General features: G+C 68.1%; 16 protein-coding genes. 13 read left to right on the top strand and 3 right to left on the bottom strand.

The genetic code is table 11. The annotated features are described in order from the left end of the window. The first annotated feature begins 2 nt into the window (after positions 1-2). The 6 genes from AB0H50_RS17135 (at position 3) to AB0H50_RS17110 (ending at position 9,415) form a co-directional block, all read left to right on the top strand. Positions 3-3,725, top strand: coding sequence for an ABC transporter ATP-binding protein (locus tag AB0H50_RS17135; protein ID WP_357452909.1), 3,723 nt, complete (start codon positions 3-5; stop codon positions 3,723-3,725). A gap of 107 nt (positions 3,726-3,832) precedes the next feature. After that, complete coding sequence (locus tag AB0H50_RS17130) at positions 3,833-7,612, top strand: multifunctional oxoglutarate decarboxylase/oxoglutarate dehydrogenase thiamine pyrophosphate-binding subunit/dihydrolipoyllysine-residue succinyltransferase subunit (RefSeq protein WP_357452907.1); 3,780 nt, start codon at positions 3,833-3,835, stop codon at positions 7,610-7,612. A 304-nt stretch (positions 7,613-7,916) separates the two neighbouring features. Beyond that, the gene (locus AB0H50_RS17125; RefSeq protein ID WP_357452904.1) at positions 7,917-8,423 is read left to right on the top strand and encodes a TerD family protein; all 507 of its coding nucleotides are present in this window, start codon (positions 7,917-7,919) and stop codon (positions 8,421-8,423) included. 98 nt (positions 8,424-8,521) lie between these two features. Further along, positions 8,522-8,734, top strand: a complete 213-nt coding sequence (locus AB0H50_RS17120; protein WP_357452901.1) for a type II toxin-antitoxin system VapB family antitoxin — start codon at positions 8,522-8,524, stop codon at positions 8,732-8,734. Beyond that, a complete protein-coding gene (locus AB0H50_RS17115; RefSeq protein ID WP_357452898.1) occupies positions 8,731-9,159 on the top strand; it encodes a PIN domain-containing protein in 429 nt (142 codons plus the stop codon). The genes AB0H50_RS17120 and AB0H50_RS17115 overlap by 4 nt, the downstream gene beginning before the upstream one ends. Positions 9,160-9,181: 22 nt before the next feature. Then, positions 9,182-9,415 (top strand): hypothetical protein, encoded by a 234-nt coding sequence (locus AB0H50_RS17110; protein ID WP_357452895.1) that lies wholly within the window; start codon positions 9,182-9,184, stop codon positions 9,413-9,415. 68 nt (positions 9,416-9,483) lie between these two features. On the opposite strand, the gene AB0H50_RS17105 is transcribed toward AB0H50_RS17110, so the two are convergent. Continuing rightward, positions 9,484-10,128 (bottom strand): TetR/AcrR family transcriptional regulator, encoded by a 645-nt coding sequence (locus AB0H50_RS17105; RefSeq protein WP_357452893.1) that lies wholly within the window; start codon positions 10,126-10,128, stop codon positions 9,484-9,486. 61 nt (positions 10,129-10,189) lie between these two features. Between AB0H50_RS17105 and AB0H50_RS17100 the strand changes: the two genes are divergently transcribed. From AB0H50_RS17100 to AB0H50_RS17085, 4 genes are all read left to right on the top strand, one after another. Further along, positions 10,190-11,716, top strand: coding sequence for an NAD(P)/FAD-dependent oxidoreductase (locus tag AB0H50_RS17100; protein WP_357452890.1), 1,527 nt, complete (start codon positions 10,190-10,192; stop codon positions 11,714-11,716). 4 nt (positions 11,717-11,720) lie between these two features. Beyond that, positions 11,721-12,551 (top strand): SDR family NAD(P)-dependent oxidoreductase, encoded by an 831-nt coding sequence (locus AB0H50_RS17095; RefSeq protein WP_357452887.1) that lies wholly within the window; start codon positions 11,721-11,723, stop codon positions 12,549-12,551. Between the two features lie 6 nt (positions 12,552-12,557). Then, positions 12,558-13,475, top strand: a complete 918-nt coding sequence (locus tag AB0H50_RS17090) for an alpha/beta hydrolase (RefSeq protein WP_357452884.1) — start codon at positions 12,558-12,560, stop codon at positions 13,473-13,475. A 247-nt stretch (positions 13,476-13,722) separates the two neighbouring features. Next, entirely contained in the window at positions 13,723-15,516 is a 1,794-nt protein-coding gene (locus tag AB0H50_RS17085; protein WP_357452881.1) for a long-chain fatty acid--CoA ligase, read from the top strand. A 95-nt stretch (positions 15,517-15,611) separates the two neighbouring features. Here AB0H50_RS17085 and AB0H50_RS17080 read toward each other — a convergent pair whose 3' ends face one another. Then, complete coding sequence (locus AB0H50_RS17080) at positions 15,612-16,475, bottom strand: alpha/beta hydrolase (protein ID WP_357452878.1); 864 nt, start codon at positions 16,473-16,475, stop codon at positions 15,612-15,614. Positions 16,476-16,559: 84 nt separating this feature from the next. Here AB0H50_RS17080 and AB0H50_RS17075 point away from each other — a divergent pair, with 84 nt between their 5' ends. The 3 genes from AB0H50_RS17075 to AB0H50_RS17065 all read left to right on the top strand — a co-directional run bounded on the left by AB0H50_RS17075 (position 16,560) and on the right by AB0H50_RS17065 (position 19,742). Next, the gene (locus AB0H50_RS17075) at positions 16,560-17,111 is read left to right on the top strand and encodes an ABATE domain-containing protein (protein ID WP_357452875.1); all 552 of its coding nucleotides are present in this window, start codon (positions 16,560-16,562) and stop codon (positions 17,109-17,111) included. Between the two features lie 170 nt (positions 17,112-17,281). After that, positions 17,282-19,015 carry a molybdopterin-dependent oxidoreductase gene (locus AB0H50_RS17070; RefSeq protein ID WP_357452872.1) on the top strand — a complete coding sequence of 578 codons (1,734 nt, stop codon included), beginning with the start codon at positions 17,282-17,284 and terminating at the stop codon, positions 19,013-19,015. 103 nt (positions 19,016-19,118) lie between these two features. Next, positions 19,119-19,742, top strand: coding sequence for a Uma2 family endonuclease (locus tag AB0H50_RS17065; protein ID WP_357452869.1), 624 nt, complete (start codon positions 19,119-19,121; stop codon positions 19,740-19,742). 37 nt (positions 19,743-19,779) lie between these two features. On the opposite strand, the gene AB0H50_RS17060 is transcribed toward AB0H50_RS17065, so the two are convergent. Further along, positions 19,780-21,261 (bottom strand): DHA2 family efflux MFS transporter permease subunit, encoded by a 1,482-nt coding sequence (locus tag AB0H50_RS17060; protein ID WP_357452866.1) that lies wholly within the window; start codon positions 21,259-21,261, stop codon positions 19,780-19,782.

Raw genomic sequence — 21,261 nt, 5'->3', positions numbered from 1 at the left:
AATTGACTGAGCGGAGTACGACGGGGCGGGGCTGGATACGGCGGCTGTGGGACGAGAGCCGGTCGCATCCCGGCACCATCGCGGGCGTTCTGGCCGCGGTTCTGGCGGGTGCGCTGGTGGAGGTGGCCGCGCCGCTGCTGACGAAGCGTGCGGTCGACGCGGCCGGCGTCGGCGACACCGGGGTGATCGGAGTGATCGCGGCACTGCTCGCGCTGCTCGCCGCAGGCCGGTTCGGCGCGGCGTTCGGCAGGCGGCTGCTCGCGGGCAGGCTCTCGCTCGACGTCCAGCACGGCCTGCGGGTGCGATTGCTCGGTTCGCTGCAACGACTGGACGGCGCGGGTCAGGACGCGCTGCGCACGGGGCAGGTGGTGTCTCGCTCGATCACGGATCTCCAGTTGGTCCAGGGACTACTGGCGATGGTTCCGCTCTCCGGGATGGCGCTGTTGCAGTTCCTGCTCGCCGCGTGCGTGATGCTGTGGCTCTCGCCGCCGCTGGCGGTGGTCGCCCTGCTCGTGGTGCCCGGCATCGCGGCGGTGGTGTACCGGATGCGGCCGCTGCTGTTCGCGGCCACCTGGTCGGCCCAGCAGCGGGCCGCCGACCTGGCCCAGCACGTCGAGGAGACGGTCACCGGGGTGCGGGTGGTGAAGGGCTTCGGGCAGGAGGCCCGGATGGTCGACGTGCTGGAAGGGCACGGCCGCAAGCTCTATGCCGAACGCATGCGCGCCGCGCGGGTCGACGCCCGCTTCGCGCCGGTGGTGGCCGCGATTCCGCAGGCCGGGCTGGTCGGGGTGATCGCCTTCGGCGGGTGGCTCGCGCTGGAGGGCTCCATCGGGCTCGGCACGTTCCTCGCCTTCGCCGCCTACGTGGCCACCATGACCTCGGCCACCCGAGCCATGTCGTCGGTGGTCATTCTGGCGCAGCTGACCCGCGCCGCCGCCGAACGCGTCTTCCAGGTCATCGACACCGCGCCGGTGATCGCCGACCCGCCCGCGCCCGCCGGCCTGCCGGACGGCCCGCTCGGCATCGAGATCGACTCGCTCACCTTCGGATTCGACCCCGGCGTGCCGATCCTGCGCGACCTCGACCTGACCGTGCGTCCCGGCGAGACGGTCGCGATCATCGGCCCGGCCGGTTCGGGCAAGACGACTCTGTCGCTGCTGCTGCCGCGCTTCTACGCGCCCGACGCCGGGCGCATCCGGCTCTTCGGGGCCGACGCGGAACCGGTGGACATCGCCGGCGTGGCCGCCGTCGACCTGCGCGCCGCCGTCGGCGTGGTGTTCGACGACCCGTTCCTGTTCTCCGACACCATCGCCGCCAACATCGCGCTCGGCCTACCGGACGCCACCGACGCCGAGATCAGACAGGCTGCCAAGCTGGCCGCCGCCGACGAGTTCATCGGCGAACTGCCCGACGGGTACGACACCGTCGTCGGCGAGCGCGGGCTCACCCTCTCCGGTGGCCAGCGCCAGCGCATCGCACTGGCCAGGGCGCTGCTGGCCCGCCCGCGCATCCTCGTTCTGGACGACGCCACCTCGGCGGTGGACGCCGTCACCGAGGCCGCCATTTTCGACACACTGCCCGATCATGGCGGCCGCACCACGATCGTGCTTGCGCACCGCGAATCGACTCTCGCCCACGCCGACCGGGTGATCCGGCTGCCCGCACCCGCCCAGCTACCGTCACCCGCGACGGAGGAACCCGGCGAATCGGCGCGCAAACCCCGGGTAGCGGGCCGGATGGGCGGCGGTTTCGGCGCGGCCGCAGACCTGGCCGAGACCCCCGAGCTGCGCCGGACCATCGAGCGGTTGCCACCCGCCACCGAAGAACCCGGCCTGGACGACCGCGAGCTGCGCGAGCCCGATCCCGGCTTCCGTCTCGCGCGACTGCTGCGCCCGGTGCGCTTGCTGGTGCTGACCGTGGTGAGCCTGCTCGCGCTGGACGCGCTCGTCGGCGTGGCCTTTCCCGCGCTGGTTCGCTACGCCATCGACACGGGCGTGACCGCCGGGCGGTCCGACGCGCTCCTGCTCGCGGCGGGCCTCGGCGTCGCGCTGGTCGCGGCGGGTTTCGCGGTCGGCGCGACGACTATCGTGCTCACCTCGCGCACCGGCGAGCGCGTCCTCTACGGCCTGCGCGTGCGCAGCTACGCGCATTTGCAGCGGCTCGGCCTCGACTACTACGAGCGGGAACTGTCCGGGCGGATCATGACCAGGATGACCACCGACGTGGACGCGCTGTCGAGCTTCCTGCAGACGGGCGTGGCCACCACCCTCATCGGCGCGCTCACCCTGCTCGGCATCGTGGCGGCGCTGCTCGTCATCGATGTCTCGCTGGCGGTGGTCGCGCTGCTGGCGCTGCCGCCGCTGATCGTGGCGACGGTGTTGTTCCGGCGCTTCTCCTCCACCGCGTACACCGTGTCGCGGGAACGTGTCTCGACGGTGAACGCCGACTTCCAGGAGAACGTCACCGGCTTGCGCGCGGTGCAGGCCAACCGGCACGAACCCCGCGCCGCGCGACGCTTCGCCGAATACTCCGAGCGCTATCGCAACGCCAGGATGCGGGCGCAGCGGGCGATCGCGCTGTATTTCGCCTTCGTCATCGCCTGGGCCGATCTGGCGCTGGCCGCGGTGGTGTTCGTCGGCGCCCGCGAGGTCGCGGTCGGTGCGACGACCACGGGCACGCTGGTCGCTTTCGTGCTCTACCTAGAGCTGATGTTCGGGCCGATCACGCAGCTGTCCCAGGTCTTCGACGGCTACCAGCAGGCCAGAGTCGGACTGCGCCGGATCGGCGAGCTGCTGCGCACCCCGTCGTCGATCGCGGCGGATCCGCCGCACGCCGTGGCGATCACCGACGGTCTGCGCGGCGAGGTCGCGCTCGATCACGTGCACTTCCGCTATCCAGGAACCGAGACCCCGGCGCTGCACGATGTCGACCTCCGCATCCCGGTCGGGTCCACTCTGGCGCTGGTCGGGCCGACGGGCGCGGGCAAGTCGACGATCGTCAAGCTGCTGGCCCGCCTCTACGACCTGCCGCGCTCGTCTCTCGACGCGGGCGCGGAACCCGACGCCGTCTCGGTCAGCGATGCCCGGCCCATCGCGGATGTGTCAAGAGGGGCGATCGTCGTCGACGGCGTCGACATTCGCGAGTACCGCCTCACCGACTACCGGTCCCGGCTCGGGATCGTGCCCCAAGAAGCTCACCTCTTCACCGGCGACGTGGCCAGCAACATTGCATTCGGACAACCTTCCGCAACAGAGGCGGAGATTCGCGCGGCCGCCGCGGCCGTTGGCGCGGCCGGCATGATCGCTGCGCTTCCCTTCGGACTGCGGCAACCTATCGGCGAACGCGGGCGCGGGCTGTCGGCCGGACAGCGTCAGTTGATCGCCCTGGCCAGGGCCGAACTGGTCGGTCCCGACCTGTTGCTGCTCGACGAGGCCACCGCGACACTCGACCAGGAGACCGAGGCATCCGTGCTGGTAGCGAGCAGATCGCTGGCCCGGGGACGCACCACGGTCGTCGTCGCGCACCGGCTCGGCACGGCCGCGCGGGCCGATCGAATCGCGGTCGTCGAGCGCGGCCGGATCACCGAATTCGGCACCCACGCCGACCTGCTCGCGGCGGGCGGAACCTATACCCGACTCTGGGCGGCGGCCCGCGAAACCGGAGGAATATTCTCGGACCAGGACGAGTCTGCACAGAAGAGTTTGGGTCTGTCCGGTGGTGGGTAGCTTCGTCGATTTGCTGCTGGGCATATCCTCGACAGAGGGTCCATCGGCGCGCATCCGCTGATCCCCCATGCCGGGCACGTCACAAACGTCGCAGCGCGAAGAACGAAATGAGGCGAACACCTGCTGTGAGCAGCTCAACTTCCCAGTTCGGACAGAACCAGTGGCTAGTCGACGAGATGTATCTGAAGTACAAAGAGGATCCATCGTCTGTCGATGAGAGTTGGCACGAGTTCCTCGCCGACTACACCCCCGAAGCGAGCGGCGAAGCCACCAACTCGCAGTCCACCGCCGCGACCCCGAACGCAGCCCCGGCTCCCGCGCCTGCGACGGCTGCCCCGGCTCCCGCCCCGGCCGCGAAGCCCGCCCCGGCCGCCGCAAAGCCCGCGCCCGCTCCGGCCGCCGCGAAGCCTGCGGCTGCGGCCAAGGTCACCGCGCGTGCCCCCCAGACCACCCCGGCGCCGACCTCGAACGCGGCACCGACTTCCGGCGGCCCCAAGCCCGCCGAGGCGTCCGACGAGGCGAAGGTGCTGCGTGGCGCCGCCGCCGCGGTCGTCAAGAACATGTCCGCCTCGCTGGCCATCCCCACCGCGACCTCGGTGCGCGCCATCCCGGCCAAGCTGATGATCGACAACCGTCTGGTCATCAACAACCACCTGGCCCGCACCCGAGGCGGCAAGATCTCCTTCACCCACCTGCTCGGCTACGCCATCGTGCAGGCGGTGAAGAAGTTCCCGAACCTGAACCGGCACTTCGCCGAGATCGACGGCAAGCCGAACGCGGTCACCCCCGCGCACACCAACCTCGGCCTCGCCATCGACCTGCCGGGCAAGGACGGCAGCCGCTCGCTGGTCGTCGCGGCCATCAAGGGCTCCGAGGCCATGACCTTCGGCCAGTTCCACACCGCCTACGAGGACATCGTGCGGCGCGCCCGCGACGGCAAACTGACCGCCGAGGACTTCTCCGGCGTCACCATCTCGCTGACCAACCCGGGCACCATCGGCACCGTGCACTCGGTCCCCCGCCTGATGAACGGCCAGGGCGCGATCATCGGCGCGGGCGCCATGGAGTATCCGGCCGAGTTCCAGGGCATGAGCGACGAGCGCGTCGCCGATCTGGGCGTCGGCAAACTGATGACGCTGACCTCCACCTACGACCACCGCATCATCCAGGGCGCGGAGTCCGGCGACTTCCTGCGCACCATCCACCAGCTGCTGATCTCCGACGAGTTCTACGACGAGATCTTCCACGGCCTCGGCGTGCCGTACGAGCCGGTGCGCTGGCGCAAGGACATCAAGGAGCGCGGCGTCGACAAGAGCTCGCGCGTGCTCGAGCTGATCGCCGCCTACCGCAACCGCGGCCACCTGATGGCCGACACCGATCCGCTGCGCCTGATCAAGGACAAGTTCCGCAGCCACCCTGACCTCGACGTCACCCAGCACGGGCTCACGCTGTGGGACCTGGACCGCGAGTTCGCGGTCGCGGGCTTCCACAACGAAGAGCGGATGAAGCTGCGCGACGTGCTCTCGGTGCTGCGCGACGCCTACTGCCGCCACATCGGCGTGGAGTACATGCACATCCTGGAAACCGATCAGCTGCAGTGGATCCAGGAACGCGTCGAGCAGAAGCACGTCAAGCCGACTGTCGCGCAACAGAAGTACATCCTGAACCGGCTGAACGCGGCCGAGGCCTTCGAGACCTTCCTGCAGACCAAGTACGTCGGCCAGAAGCGCTTCTCGCTGGAAGGCGCCGAAGCGGTCATCTCGATGATGGACGCGGTCATCGACCAGAGCGCCGAGCACTCACTCGACGAGGTCGTGATCGGCATGCCGCACCGCGGCCGCCTCAACGTGCTCGCCAACATCGTCGGCAAGCCCTACTCGAAGATCTTCACCGAGTTCGAGGGCAACATGAACCCGGCCGCCACGCACGGCTCCGGCGACGTGAAGTATCACCTCGGCGCGCGCGGCACCTACCTGCAGATGTTCGGCGACAACGAGATCGATGTCTCGCTGACCGCCAACCCGTCGCACCTGGAGGCGGTCGACCCGGTGCTCGAGGGTCTGGTCCGCGCCAAGCAGGACCTGCTCGACAAGGGCGACGGCCCCGAGGGCTTCTCCGTCATGCCGCTGATGCTGCACGGTGACGCCGCGTTCGCGGGCCAGGGCGTGGTCGCCGAGACGCTGAACCTCTCGGGTCTGCGCGGCTACCGGGTCGGCGGCACCATCCACATCGTGGTGAACAACCAGATCGGCTTCACCACCTCGCCGGAGAACAGCCGCTCCACCGAATACTCCACCGACATCGCCAAGTTCATCGGCGCGCCGATCTTCCACGTGAACGGCGACGACCCCGAGGCGTGCGACTGGGTGGCGCGTCTCGCCGTCGACTTCCGCCAGAAGTTCCGCAAGGACGTGGTCATCGACCTGATCTGCTACCGCCGTCGCGGTCACAACGAGGGCGACGACCCGTCGATGACCCAGCCGTACATGTACGACGTCATCGACACCAAGCGCTCGGTGCGCAAGAGCTACACCGAGAGCCTGATCGGCCGTGGCGACATCTCCATGAAAGAGGCCGAGGACGCGCTGCGCGACTACCAGGGCCAGCTGGAGCGCGTGTTCAACGAGGTCCGCGAACTGGAGAAGTTCCCGCCGGAGCCGAGCGAGTCGGTCGAGGACGACCAGAAGGTGCCCGCGACCGTGCAGACCGCGGTCGACAAGGCGGTGCTGCAGCGCATCGGCGACGCGTTCCTCAACGTGCCCGACGGCTTCAACGTGCACCCGCGCGTCAAGCCGGTGCTGGAGAAGCGCCGCGAGATGGCCTACGAGGGCAAGGTCGACTGGGCCTTCGCCGAGCTGATGGCCTTCGGCACGCTGATCGACGAGGGCCGCGCGGTGCGCCTGACCGGTCAGGACTCGCGCCGCGGCACCTTCACCCAGCGCCACGCGGTGATCATCGACCGCAAGTCCGCCGAGGAGTACACCCCGCTGCACAATATCGGCAGCGAGAAGCCGGGGTGGTTCGCGGTGCACGACTCGGCGCTGAGCGAATTCGCCGCTGTCGGTTTCGAATACGGCTACTCGCTGGGCAACCCGGACGCGCTGGTGCTCTGGGAGGCGCAGTTCGGTGACTTCGTCAACGGCGCGCAGTCCATCATCGACGAGTTCATCTCCTCCGGTGAGGCCAAGTGGGGCCAGCTCTCCGACGTCGTGCTGCTGCTGCCGCACGGCCACGAGGGTCAGGGCCCGGACCACACCTCCGGCCGCATCGAGCGCTTCCTGCAGCTGTGCGCCGAAGGCTCGATGACCGTCGCGGTGCCGTCCACCCCGGCGAACTACTTCCACCTGCTGCGCCGCCACGCGCACGACGGCATCCGTCGTCCGCTGATCGTCTTCACCCCGAAGTCGATGCTGCGCAACAAGGCCGTGGTGTCGGACCTCAAGGACTTCACCGAGTCCAAGTTCCACTCGGTGTTCGACGAGCCCACCTACGAGCAGGGCGTCGGCGATCGCGCCAAGGTCAAGCGAGTGCTGATGACCAGCGGCAAGCTCTACTACGAGCTGGTCGCCGAGAAGACCAAGCAGAAGCGCGAGGACATCGCCATCGTGCGGATCGAGCAGCTCTACCCGCTGCCCAAGTTCCGCCTGAACGAAGCCCTCGAGGGGTACCCGAACGCGACCGACATCGCATGGGTCCAGGAGGAACCGGCGAACCAGGGCGCCTGGCCCTTCTTCGGCCTCAACCTCCCCGACCTGCTCCCTGACCGGCTCGGCAAACTCCGCCGCATCTCCCGCCGCGCCATGTCGGCCCCGTCCTCGGGTTCGTCCAAGGTGCACGCCGTCGAGCAGGCGGAGATCATCGGGGAGGCGTTCGCACCCACCAGCTAATCTCTAGCCGCACCGAACGCCGGGCGCGAAATCGCTGGTTCCCCAGCTGGTTTCGCCCCGGCGTTTGCCGTTTCCACGGTCGGACGTCGGGAAAGGAACGGTGGTTGGGGCGGCGTGTCGGCCATCCATTCCTCTCCCGTGAGAACCATTTCTCTTCGCTCGGTAGGGAAATGGCAATGCCAGGGCGGATGTGGCGATGCGCAGGCGCGCCAGCTTCTAGGGTGGTGGCGTGGCGCGAGGGGCGCGCCGCGGAAGGGATTGGTGGAGAGTGCTTCCCAATGCGGGTGGGCGTGCCCTGGCCCTCGTGACGATGGCGGTTGGATGGGATCCGGCGGCCAAACGGCGATGGCTGCCGGGGGAAACGAAGGACATCGACTTGAACGCGGCGGCGCTGCTGTTCGCGGGGGACGCGATCGTCGACGTGGTGTACCACGAGCAGCTGACGTCGCAGGACGGGTCGGTCCGGCTCCTCGGTGACAACACGACCGGCGAGGGAGAAGGCGACGACGAGACCATCACGCTCGACCTGACCAGGATCGCTCCGCAGGTCACCACGGTGTTCTTCCTGGTGACCTGCTACACCGGCCAGACGTTCGAACGGATCCAGAACGCGTTCTGCCGCGTCGTCGACGGCATGTCGAAGACCGAGATCGCCCGCTACAACCTCAGCAAGATCCATGCGCACACCGGTTTCCTGGCGGGCAAACTCGTTCGCGCGCAACAGGGTTGGGTGTTCCGTTCGATCGACGAGGAGATCCAGGCCGAACACCCCGTCGAGGCGGTGCCGCAGCTGGCGCCGTTCCTCGGCTGATCACGGGTAGCGGGTTCTTGCCACACGCCCAGCCAGTCGGATGCATATTACGAATCTCTGATATTATGAATACACCGAATTCACAATATGGAGGTCAGATGGCTACGACTGTCGAGATCCCCGATGAGCTCTTGGCCGAAGCCCTGCGCCTCACCGGCTTGGCGACGAAGAAGGCAGTGATCAATCTCGCGATGAACGAACTCGTTCAAGGCTATCGCCAGCGCGAGGCATTGGCGCGACTCGCCAGGATGGATCACAACCCATTCCTGACCGAGGACGAGCTCGCCGACGAGGTCGCGGCCGCCGGATGACAGAGCCTTCGATACGGCCGCGATACCTCATCGATCAGTCGGTCATGTCGCACTTCCGAACCAATCCCGGCGTCAAGGAAAAGGTGAACAAGCTGGCGGTGATCGGCGCCCTGTGCTCGTCCGCGGTGACGATGGACGAGGCGCGGTTCAGCGCGCGGAACAGGAAAGACTTGGCGTTCATCTCGGAGTTGTACGGCTCGGTGTTCTTATGGCTGGAGACCGACGACCGCGTGGAAGCCGAAGTAGCCCGGATCCGGACAGCACTGTGGAAGATCGGCGCTGGCCGCGGGGCGCAGACCACCGATGTCCAAATCGCCGCGGTCGCCCTCCGCTACGGCGCGACGGTGGTGCACAACGACGGCGACTTCATGACCATCAAGCGGGCAGTACCCGAGCTGAACCAGTTGCGAATCGCGCCGAACTGAACCCGCACGGCAACAACTTCCCTTGCGCCGCGACAGTTCCCGCGCCGCAAGGGAACTCGGCTGGCGGCCGACGTGGGACATCGAAGCGATCGTACGTGAGATGTGGGCCGATCCCACGGCCGCTCACCCCGCGCACGACGCCGATCCGGCCCGTCGGCGCGCGGCGCTCGACGAGCTCGCGGCCATGGACCACAACCCCTTCCGCGCCGACGCCGAACTCGCCGACCGCCGGAACAACGAGCGGTCCGCTACATAGCCGATCGCACACCGACTCGATCGACCCGGTCGCCACACATCACCGACCGGGTCGGCCCGCTACCCTACTCACCCCTGCAATGCCGCGCCGAGCTCCGGATTCAGGGCGAGGGCCAGCGTGAGCAGGGATTCCACCAGCAGGTCGATCAGTTCCTCGCGGGTGATCGGCTCGGTACGCAACCAGGTGAGGGTGGTTTCCTCGACGAAGGCAATCCAGCCGCGCATGCCGAGCATGAGACGCGGGTGCGCGGTGGGGTCGACGGTGGTCGGCGCCTCGGCGAGGATGAGGCCGATGATGGCGTCGCGGGTCTGGTCGACCAACGGGACCAGGTCGGGGCTGACACTGGTCGGGCCGCGCAGCAGCGCGAGGTAGGACGTGCGGTTCTCGCTGACGTAGTCGACGTAGCGCTCGATCGAATCGCGCAACATGTCGAACAGGCCAAGCGACCGGTCCGGCGCCACCCGCTCGAGCAGTTCGGCGTTGGCGTGCCGGACGACCTCGCGCTGGAAGTCCTGCTTGGTCGGGAAATAGTGGAACAGCAGGCCGCGGGAGATCCCCGCCTGGGCCGCGATCTCGCTGACCGAGAGTTCCTCGATCGTGCGCTCACCGAGCATCTTGGCGCCGAGCGTGAGCAACTGCTGACGGCGTTCATCCGGGGTCAACCGGGTCCGCTTGCCGTTATCACCGGAGCTTTTGCTGGTCACGGCACTCATGCTACTGAACGCGGTTCAATTGCTGTTGACTCGTGCTCAATAAGACCGTAGTCTGCCTTACATGAGTCGCAAGGTTACAGACAAAGCTGTCGGCGACGACCGGACTGTCCGCCACGTCAAGACGGTCATCATCGGCAGCGGTTTCGCCGGTCTCGGTCTCGCCATCCGGCTGAGCCAGCAGGGTCGCAACGACTACCTGGTCCTGGAGCGGGGCAGCGATGTCGGCGGAACCTGGCGGGACAACACCTACCCCGGCGCCGCCTGCGACGTCCCCTCGCACCTGTACTCGTATTCCTTTGCGCTCAACCCGAATTGGTCGCGCTCGTTCTCCCGGCAGGGCGAGATCCAGTCCTACATCCAGGGCGTGGCGAAGAAGTACAACGTGCTGGACAAGCACATCTTCGACTGCGACGTCACCGGCGCCCGCTGGAACGGCGATACCGCGCGGTGGGAAATCACCTCCAGCAAGGGCGATTTCACCGCCGACACGGTCGTCTCCGCGGTCGGCGCATTGTGCGAGCCGAACCTGCCGGACATCAAGGGCATCAACACCTTCGAGGGCGAGATCTTCCACTCCGCCCGCTGGAACCACGACGCCGACCTGAACGGCAAGCGGGTCGCCATCATCGGCACCGGCGCCTCGGCGATCCAGATCATCCCGTCCATCGCGCCGCAGGTCGCCAAGCTCGACGTCTACCAGCGGACAGCGCCGTGGTTGCTGCCCCGCATGGACCGGCCGTATCTGAAGGCCGAGCGGCTCGCGTTCGAGCACGTGCCCGGCGTGCAGCGGCTGTCCCGCGCGGCCATCTACGCCGTCCGCGAGACCCAGGTGGTCGGCCTGGCCAAGTTCCCCGCGCTGATGCAGGGCTTCCAGCTGCTGGCCAAGGCCAAGCTGCAGTACGAGGTGCGCGACCCCGAGCTACGCAAGAAGGTCACCCCGGACTTCCGCATCGGCTGCAAGCGCATGCTCATCTCCAACGAGTACTACCCCGCGCTGAGCCGCGACAACGTTGACGTGGTCACCGACGGTATCCGCGAGATCCGCGCGGGCTCGATCGTCACCGAGGACGGCACAGAGCGCGAGATCGACGCGCTGATCGTGGCCACCGGCTTCCACGTCACCGACTCGCCCACCTACGAGACCATCACCGGCCGTGACGGTCGCACGCTGAGCGAGGTCTTCGACGAGATCGGCCAGCAGGGCTACAAGGGTTCGGCGGTCGCCAACTTCCCCAACATGTTCTTCCTGCTCGGCCCGAACGTCGGTCTCGGCCACACGTCGATGGTGTACATGATCGAATCCCAGATCAACTACATCTCCGACGCGCTCGCCACCGTCGATCGCCTCGGTCTGCGCACCGTCGAGGTGCGCCGGGAAGTGCAGGACGCCTACAACGAGGACCTGCAGGCCAAGCTGAGCAAGACGGTGTGGAACACCGGCGGCTGCGCGAGCTGGTACCTGGACAAGCACGGCAACAATACGACGCTGTGGCCCGACTTCACCTTCCAATTCCGTAGGCTGACAAAGAATTTCGACGTCTCCGCCTACGCGACGACGACCGTGCCCGCCGAACCGAAAGTAGCGTGAACCAGTGAGCAACGACGCTTACTTCAAGAACAAGGTCTGTGTCATCACCGGAGCGGGCTCCGGCATCGGCCGCGCGCTGGCCGAGAACCTGGCCAGGCGCGGCGCCAAGCTCGCGCTTTCCGACATCGACACCGACGGCCTCGCCGAGACCGTCGGCCGCTGCGAAAAGCTCGGAGCCGAGGTGAAGTCCGATCGGCTGAACGTGGCCGAGCGCGAGGCGGTGCTGCTCTACGCCGACGCCGTGAAGGCGCGTTTCGGGGTCGTGCACCAGGTCTACAACAACGCGGGCATCGCCTTCCACGGCGAGGTCCTCCGTTCGGAGTTCAAGGACATCGAGCGGATCATGGACGTCGACTTCTGGGGTGTCGTCAACGGAACGAAGGCGTTCCTGCCGATGCTCATCGAGTCGGGCGACGGCCACGTGGTCAACGTGTCCAGCCTGTTCGGCCTGATCGCCGTGCCGGGCCAGAGCGCGTACAACTCGGCCAAGTTCGCGGTGCGCGGCTTCACCGAGTCGCTGCGCCAGGAGATGCTGGTCGGCAAGCATCCGGTCAAGGTGACCTGCGTGCACCCTGGCGGCATCAAGACCGCGGTGGCCCGCAACGCCACCTACGCCGAGGGCATCGACGGCAAGTCGGCCGCGTCCATGTTCGACAAGAAGCTGGCCATCCACACCCCGGAGATGGCCGCGCAGACCATCACCGAAGGCGTACGCAAGGGCCACGGCCGGGTACTGATCGGCTGGGAGGCGAAGCTGCTCGACGTGTTCGTGCGGGTCACGGCCTCCGGCTACCAGCGCATCGCCGCCGCCGTCAACCGGCCCTTCCTGCCCTGAACGACCATGCGTGAGTTCGATATTCCGCTGCCCGTCGGCCGCGTGCTGCTGAAGCCGGTCTTCCGGTCGATGCTCAACGCTCGGCTGCCGTTCACGGTGCAGCGCAAGCTGATGGATCTGGGCGCGCCGCTACAGCCGATGCCTTCGGGCGTCACGGTGCGCAAAACGCGGCTCGGCGCCCGTCCGGCGGAACTGCACGTCGCCGATTCGACCAGCCCCACCACCGCCGTGCTCTACCTGCACGGCGGCGGTTACGCGGTCGGGTCGACGGCCACCCACCGCGCGCTCGCGGCTCGGCTGGCCCGCGACACCGGCAGCGCGGTGTACGTCGTCGACTACCGGATGGCGCCGGAGCACCCGTTCCCCTCGGGTCTGGACGACGCCGTCGCCGCGTTCCTGGAACTGGTGTCCGAGAAGGGTTTCCGGCCCGATCAGATCGCCGTCGCGGGCGATTCGGCCGGCGGTGGCCTGAGCCTGGCCACCGCGCAGCGGCTGATCGCCGAGCACGGGATGACCCCCGCGGCGCTCGGCCTGATCGCACCGTGGAGCGATCCCAACGAGATCCCCGATCGCGACAGCGACACGGTAATCAACAAGCGTTGGTCGCGCGCCTGCGCCGCCGCCTACCTGGGCGAGGGCGACGGGAACGATCCCCGCTACGCGCCGCTGCGCGGGGTGCTGCGCGGACTGCCGCCGACCTATGTGCAGGTCGATGTCAGCGAGCTGCTGCACGCGCAGTGCGTCGCGCTGGTCACCGCGCTGCGCGGCGCGGGAGTGCAGGTGCGATTCACCGAGAGCCAGGGGTTGTGGCACGTCGCCCAGCTACAGGCCGGGTTGTTCCGGCCCGCCGCGGTGGCGCTCCGCGAACTGTCCGATTTCCTGCGCGATGCCGTCCAGCCGGTGCGCGCGAGCGACCTAGGATGATTGCTATCCCCGGCCGCGCAGGCTCAGGACGGATGGCGTCCGGCAACCGCCTTCGAGGCGTACCTGTGTCGTCGCTCCGGCCGCACGCGGGCCCAGGATGGGCTTCGTCCGGCCGTGCAGAAAGATGGCGAACGAGTCCGGATCGGGCGGCCGATTACCGAGCGGCGAGATTTTCGGTAGTCGATCGCACGGACCGGCACAAGGTGTCGTAGATTACTGGCGAGTAAACCCACGTGGAAGGGCAGTGATGCGAGAGTTCGAAGTCCCGGCTTCCTACACCATCCCGGATGACGCGAACAATTCCGACAACGTCTTCCGCCACGCCGAGCAGACGCCGAACGCGGTGCTGTTCAACGTGCCGAACGGCAGCGGCGGCTGGCGGGACGTCACGGCGGCGGAGTTCGCCGAAACTGTCACGGGGGTGGCCAAGGGCATCGTCGCCTCCGGCATCGAACTCGGCGACCGCGTCGCCATCATGGCCCCCACCCGCTACGAGTGGGCCGTGCTCGACTTCGCCATCTGGGCCGCGGGCGCCTGCACCGTCGCGATCTACGACAGCTCCGCCGCCGAACAGGCCAAGTGGATTCTGCAGGACTCCGCGACCAAGCTGCTCGTCGTCGACAACGACAAGCACCGCGCCACCATCGATGAGATCGAGGCGGGCTCGCTGCCCGATCTGAAGGAAACCCTGCAGATCGAGAAGGGCGCCATCGACGAGCTGATCGCCCGCGGCGCCGAGCTGGACGACCAGGTCGTGCACGACCGCCGCGCGCAGGTCGGCGCCTCCTCGCCCGCCACCCTGATCTACACCTCGGGCACCACGGGCCGCCCCAAGGGCGTCATGCTCACCCACGCGAACCTCATCGCGGAGTCCAAGTCCGACCGGATCGCGCTGAAGGAGTACATCACCGAGGGCAAGAAGACCCTGATGTTCCTGCCGCTGGCGCACGTGTTCGCGCGCGCGGTGGCGCTGACGGCCTTCGACGCCAAGGTGATCGTCGCGCACACCTCCGACTGGTCCACCCTGGTCGACCAGTTCGGCAGTTACCGGCCGCACTTCATCCTCTCGGTGCCGCGTGTGTTCGAGAAGGTGTTCAACGCCTCCAAGCAGAAGGCGCACGACGGCGGCAAGGGCAAGATCTTCGACGCCGCCGCGGACACCGCCATCGCCTACAGCGAGGCGCTGGACAACGGCGGCCCCGGCCTGGTGCTGAAGCTCAAGCACACGGTGTTCGACAAGCTGGTCTACAGCAAGCTGCGGGTCGCCCTCGGCGGTCAGTGCGAGGCGGCCGTCTCCGGCGGCGGCCCGCTGGGCGCGCGCCTCGGCCACTTCTTCCGCGGCGTCGGCGTGACCATCTACGAGGGCTACGGCCTCACCGAGACCACCGCCGCCATTACGGTGAACACCCCGGAGAAGATCCGCGTCGGTTCGGTCGGCCGCCCGATCGAGGGCCACGCCGCCAAGATCGCCGAGGACGGCGAGCTGCTGCTGCGCGGTTCGGTCGTTTTCGGCGGCTACTGGGGCAACGCGGAAGCCACCGAGGACGCCTTCGAGGACGGCTGGTTCAAGACCGGCGACCTCGGCGCCATCGACGCCGACGGCTTCGTCACCATCACCGGCCGCAAGAAGGAAATCATCGTCACCGCGGGCGGCAAGAACGTCTCCCCCGCGCTGCTCGAGGACTCGCTGCGGGCGCACCCGCTGATCAGCCAGGTGATGGTGGTCGGCGACGGTCAGCCGTTCGTCGGCGCGCTGATCACCCTCGACCCGGAGGCGCTGCCCGGCTGGAAGGAACGCCACGGGCTGCCCGCCGACACCGCGATCGAGAAGCTCATCGAGCACGCCGATCTGATCGCCGAGATCGACGCCGCCATCGCCGACACCAACAAGAAGGTCTCGCACGCCGAGCAGATCAAGAAGATCCGCATCCTCGCGGTCGACTGGACCCAGGAGGGCGGCGAGCTCACCCCGAAGATGTCGCTCAAGCGCGCCGTCGTGATGAAGCAGTACGCCTCCGAGGTGGAGAAGATCTACAGCTAGTAGCAGCTCGAAAGGCGCTGGCCGCGGGTTCGTCCCACGGTCGGCGCCTTTCGTGTTTCCGGGCGGGTTCGTCCGCGGCTCGGTTCGCGGCCGGATCAGAGCCGGTCGAGGAACTTCGCGATGAGCGGCGCGATCTCGGGCAGGTGGGTTTCCAGGGCGAAGTGACCGGTGTCGAAGAGGTGCAGTTCGGCGTCGGGGACGTCGGCGAGGTAGGCGTGCGCGCCCGGTTCGGGGAAGAAGGGATCCTCGGCGCCCCACACGACGAGCGTGGGCGGAGTGTGCTCGCGCAGCCACCGCTGCCATTCCGGGTAGGAGTCGACGTTCGATCGGTAGTCGAAGGCCAGCGCGACCTGCGCCTCCTTGCGGCCCGGCAGGTCGAGGAAGTGTTGATCGAGCAGCCAGCTCTCGGGCGCGAGCACCGTGGGGTCGGACACGCCGTGCTCGTACTGGCCGCGGGTGCCCTCGAGGGTGAGCAGCCCGCGAATGGTGTCCTCGGCGCCCTCCTGTTCGGGGCGTAGCGCGACGAATCCTTTGGCGCCATCGGAAAGTCCGGCCTCGTAGGCGTTGCCGTTCTGCACCACCAATCCGGCGATCCATTCGGGGTGGCGCAGGGCGAGCCGGAAGCCGATCGGTGCGCCGAAATCGAAGACGTACATCGCGAACCGGCGCAGGTCGATGGCCTCGACGAAGCCCTCGATCACGTCGGCGATGCGGTCGAAGCTGTACTCGAAATCGGCGGGGGCGCTGGTGTGCCCGAAACCCGGGTAGTCGGGGGCGATCAGGCGGTAGTGGCCGCCGAGCGCCTGCAGCAGCGCGCGGAACTGGTGCGAACCCGAGGGAAAACCGTGCAGCAGCAACAGGATCGGCGCGTCCGGGTGGGCCGGGATCGATTCGCGGTAGAAGACCTCGACGCCGTCGACCTGGACGGTGTGGTGCTTGATGCGGGGCAGCTCGAACATTTCACATGCCTTTACTAGGTGATGATGCATTAGTTCTAGCGGTTCGACTTCTAATGTGTCAACACGGAGATGTACCATTACCTGGTGGACACGACCCCGCTGATCGGCGAGCCCTTGGCGCTGGACCTGGTCAACACCCGGCCACTCGGTACGGATCTGCTCGCTACCACGGAACAGCTGGCCGACTGGCTCGCCCGGCAATCCGAGCGTCACCCCGAACTGGCGCTCGACCACCCGACCGCCGCCGACTTGGCCGCCGTGCACGAGGTGCGCGACCACACGGCGGCCGTTCTCGACGCGCTCCTGCATGACCAACGACCGCCCGCCGGCGCACTGCGCGCGCTCACCGCCGCCCAGTCCGCCGCCCCCGCCGTCCGCCGTCTGCACTGGGACGGTGCCGCGATCGTCGCCACCCCGCACCGGGACGCCCCATCCGCCGCGCGCCTGTCAGCGGTCATGGCCGAAGCCGCGGCCGACCTCCTCACCGACTCCGCCCTCCCCAAACTCAAACGCTGCGAAGCCGACGACTGCGTACTCCTCTTCTTCCCCGCCCACCCCAAACGCCGCTGGTGTTCCCCCGACCGCTGCGGGAACCGCGTCCGAGTCGCTCGCTACTACCGCAAGCACAAGGAGTAGGCCATGGCGCGCGCCCTACGAAGTGCGGTGCGCACTGCCCGCGCAATTCGAGGTAAGTCGCGAACGGCCGCGGATTCGGAGGCGAGCGGGAAACGACGGCAGCGGAATGGCGGTTGGCGGGCCGCGCTCCAAGGCGGGCGCGGGTGGGGTGGGCGCAGTAGGCTCGCGACATGGCCGTACTGCGATGGCGGGTGGGGGCCGGAATCGCCTCCGCCGGGCTGGCGCTCGGGGTGGCGCAGCTGCTCGCCGCGTTCATCCGGTCCGAGAGCGCGCCGATGTACGTACTCGGTTCGGCTGTCGTAGACCACACTCCGGACGGGCTGCGCGAGTGGGCGATCAGCACGTTCGGCACGGCCGACAAGACGGTGCTGTTCGTCTGCATGGGTGTCGTCACCGTCGTCGTCGCAGGTCTCGCAGGCGCCCTCGAGCGCGTCGACCGCGCGACCGGCTCCACCCTGTTCGTCTTCTTCGGCTTGCTCGCCGCTTTCCTCGCCGCGAGCCGCTACGGTTTCGTCGCTGCCTTACCCGCCGTAATCGGCGTCGCCGCAGGTGTTTACGCGCTTCGGGTGCTGACCGAGCGGATCGCGGACACGTTCCCGGCCGCAGCATCACAACTCGGCAAGACCGTGACCGATTCCGCTGGCGACGCGTCATCCACCGCGGGAGCACCGGGCGAATCGACCATCCCTGCCGACAACGCGTCCCGGTCCACGGAATCTCACGCCGGTGTCACCGAAGGCAGGCATTCGCCAGAAGCAGCGCCGAGTTCCTCCGAGCCACGAGCGAAAGTCGACGCGCGGAGAGGTTCGTCCGGCTCCGGGCCGATAGCCTCCGGGTCGCAGCGGCGAGATCTGTTGCGGGGCATGGCGATCACCGGCGGCTTGGCTCTGCTGGCCGGGGTGGGCGGGCAGCTGTGGAGTGCGCGGCGCGGAGACGTCTCGGGCGAGCGCGCGGCGGTGACGTTGCCGCAACCTAACGAACCCGCGATCTCCTTGCTGCCCGACGCCGATCTGCGGGTGCCCGGGCTGACGCCGTACATCACCCCCAACGACGACTTCTATCGGATCGATACCGCGCTCTTCCTGCCGCAGGTCTCGATCGAGGACTGGTCGCTTCGCATCCACGGCATGGTCGATCGTGAGATCCAGATCGGCTGGGGCGATCTCGCGCGGCGGCCGGTGGTGGAACGGCTGGTGACGCTGGCCTGCGTGTCGAATCCGGTGAACGGCGACCTCATCGGCAACGCGCTGTGGCGCGGCTACCGTCTCGACGAACTGCTCGCCGAGGCCGGACCGCATCCCGACGCCGACATGGTGCTCTCCCGCAGCAAGGACGGCTGGACGTCGGGCACCCCGCTGGCCGTGCTCACCGACGGCCGCGACGCCCTGCTCGCGGTGGGCATGAACGGCGAACCGCTGCCGGTGGCGCACGGTTATCCGGCCCGGCTGGTGGTGCCCGGCCTGTACGGCTACGTCTCGGCCACCAAGTGGGTGACCGAACTGGAGGTCACCCGGTTCGACCGCGCCACCGCCTACTGGACCCGCCGCGGTTGGTCGGCCCTCGGCCCGATCAAGACCGGCACCCGCATCGACACACCGCGCGGCCGCGTCCGCAGACCACCGGGCCGGATTCCCGTCGCCGGCGTGGCGTGGGCCCAGCATCGCGGCATCACCGCCGTCGAGGTGCAGGTCGACGACGGCGACTGGCGCCCCGCCCGCCTGTCCACCGAACAGTCCATCGACACCTGGCGCCAGTGGGTCTACGACTGGGACGCCACCCCCGGCACCCACACCCTCCGCGCCCGCGCCACCGACGGCACCGGCGAAACCCAAACCGCCGAACGCCGCGACGTCATCCCCGACGGCGCCACCGGCCACCCCACCCTCACCATCCAAATCGGCTGACCCGAACCGCAGCCCGCATCCCATTCGTCGAATGCAATAGCGTTCACTGAATGCCTCCGGATAGGGTCTGTCCAGGTAGCTGGCCCTATCCCAAGGAGCGCACATGTCCGCGATCTTCGACTGGGCGAAGTCCGAGAACTTGCAGCCGGAACCGATCACGCTGGACATCTGGCGCGACCTACCCGAAGAATTCTGCCGCCAGGTCGAGTTGGTCAACGGCGAGGCGGTCCGAGCCGAGTCACCGAATCGATCGCACCAGAAGGCGGCGCGGCGGCTGGCCGAACTCATCGAAACAGCCGCAGACCAACACGTGGATCGCTACCAGGATGGATGCCTGGATGTGGACGTCGACTTCGACGTCGTCCTGTGGGAACTTCCCAAGGCCACTGTCCGGCGCCCCGACGTCGCTCTCTACGAGTGCGCCCCCTCCGAGTTGCGGCCACTACCGGCATCCATGGTTCTCATCGCGATCGAGGTCGTATCCCCCGGCAGCGAGAAGATCGATATCGCACAGAAGAAGGCCGAGTACGCCTTAGCCGGAATTCCCTGGTACTGGATCGTCTGGATCGCCGACAACCGAGTCGACTCGATCGAAGTCTTCGTGCTGGATCACGCACTGACCCAGTACCGTCCACACGTTGTGCTGGAGCCGGGCGGAGCCGAGATCATCGATATGCCGGTGCGGTTGAAGGTCGATTGGGATCGGCTTTCCGGACTCGTGCGCTGACGGCCGCATCCCGGGTGGGGATGCGGCCGGGCGGCTGTCAGGCCGAGATGCTGTCGGCTTTGGCGAGCTTGTCGGCCGGGCCTGCGGGGGCGGGAGTGCCGTGACGGATGAAGAGGGCCGAGGCCACGACGCCGACCAGCAGGATGGCGGCGGGCAGCAGGATGGATTCGCTGAGGGCGGTGCTGAATTCGCCGAGCATCTGCGGCGGGATCGGGCCATGGCCGACGCCTTCCGCGGTGGGTGCGCCGCCGGCGAGCCCGTTCGCGGACAACCGGGCCGAGATCAGCGCGCTGATGGCGGCGCTACCGAGCACCGAGCCGACCTGGCGGGTGGTGTTGTAGACGCCCGCGCCCGCACCCGCCTGGTGCACGGCCAGGTTGTGGGTGGCGGTGGAGGCCAGCGGCGCCCAGATGCAGGCGTTGGCGAAACCGGCCAGCGCGGCGGACACCAGGAACCACGCGATGTTGGAATCCGGTGTCATGATCGCCGACCACCAGAAGATCGACACCGCGAACAGCGCGAAGCCGGTGGTCGGGACGATGCGCGGATGCAGCCGGTCGGCGAACTTGCCGACGAGCGGGGCGGCGAATCCGGTGACGATCGCCATCGGCGCGAACACCAGCGCCGACCTGGTCGGCGACATCTCGCGCACCGCTTGCAGGTAGAAGTATGCGGGCACCATCAGCGAGACGACCGTGGCGCCCATCGCGGCGATGGCCACGTTCGACAGCGCGAAGTTGCGGTCACGGAACAGGCTGAGCGGCACCAGTGGCTCGCCGGTGTTGCGCGCCTGATTCACCACGAACACGCCGAGCACGACCAGACCCGCGGCGATCGTCAGCCAGATGCGCGCCGACCAGTCGTAGCTGTTGCCCTCCTGAATGCCGAACACCAGCAGGAACATGCCGATGCCGCTGAGCACGACGCCGGGGATGTCGAACTTGTGCGGGTGGGTGGGCAGCGCGGGCACCAGCCAGACCGCCAGCGCGAAGGCGGCGATGCCGACCGGCACGTTGACGATGAAGATCCACTCCCAGCTCAGCCCGTCGACCAGCACGCCGCCCAGGATCGGGCCGACCAGGGTGGCCAGACCCGCGACGCCGCCCCACAGACCCATGGCAGCGCCACGCCGGTCCGGCGGGAAGGTCCGGGTGATCACCGCCATGGTCTGCGGCGTCATGAGCGCGGCGCCGAGGCCCTGCACGGCGCGCGCCGCGATCAGCATGGCGATGCTCTGCGACAGCCCGCACCACAGCGACGCGGCGGTGAAGACCGCGAGGCCGACGAGGTAGATGTTCTTGGGGCCGTAGCGATCACCGAGCCTGCCGGTGACGAGCAGCGGAACGGCATAGGTGAGCAGGTAGGCACTGGTGACCCAGATGACCTGGGAGATGTCGGCCTGGAGGTCACGCATGATCGCGGGGTTGGCGACCGCGACGATGGTCATGTCCAACAGGATCATGAAGAAGCCGACTACCAGCGCGGATAGCGCCAGCCACGGATTGCGTTGGGTGGGCAT

It is taken from the genome of Nocardia sp. NPDC050793 (assembly GCF_040654065.1).
Taxonomy (GTDB): Bacteria; Actinomycetota; Actinomycetes; order Mycobacteriales; family Mycobacteriaceae; genus Nocardia.
The sequence above is the reverse complement of the archived record's forward strand: the minus strand, read 5'-3'. Positions and strand labels throughout refer to the sequence as shown.

Coding starts and splice junctions, on each gene's coding strand:
- AB0H50_RS17100 (WP_357452890.1), top strand. CDS start 10,190: ATGAGTCGCAAGGTTACAGACAAAGCTGTCGGCGACGACCGGACTGTC.
- AB0H50_RS17120 (WP_357452901.1), top strand. CDS start 8,522: ATGGCTACGACTGTCGAGATCCCCGATGAGCTCTTGGCCGAAGCCCTG.
- AB0H50_RS17130 (WP_357452907.1), top strand. CDS start 3,833: ATGAGGCGAACACCTGCTGTGAGCAGCTCAACTTCCCAGTTCGGACAG.
- AB0H50_RS17080 (WP_357452878.1), bottom strand. CDS start 16,475: ATGTTCGAGCTGCCCCGCATCAAGCACCACACCGTCCAGGTCGACGGC.
- AB0H50_RS17115 (WP_357452898.1), top strand. CDS start 8,731: ATGACAGAGCCTTCGATACGGCCGCGATACCTCATCGATCAGTCGGTC.
- AB0H50_RS17060 (WP_357452866.1), bottom strand. CDS start 21,261: ATGCCCACCCAACGCAATCCGTGGCTGGCGCTATCCGCGCTGGTAGTC.
- AB0H50_RS17105 (WP_357452893.1), bottom strand. CDS start 10,128: ATGAGTGCCGTGACCAGCAAAAGCTCCGGTGATAACGGCAAGCGGACC.
- AB0H50_RS17065 (WP_357452869.1), top strand. CDS start 19,119: ATGTCCGCGATCTTCGACTGGGCGAAGTCCGAGAACTTGCAGCCGGAA.
- AB0H50_RS17090 (WP_357452884.1), top strand. CDS start 12,558: ATGCGTGAGTTCGATATTCCGCTGCCCGTCGGCCGCGTGCTGCTGAAG.
- AB0H50_RS17085 (WP_357452881.1), top strand. CDS start 13,723: ATGCGAGAGTTCGAAGTCCCGGCTTCCTACACCATCCCGGATGACGCG.
- AB0H50_RS17070 (WP_357452872.1), top strand. CDS start 17,282: ATGGCCGTACTGCGATGGCGGGTGGGGGCCGGAATCGCCTCCGCCGGG.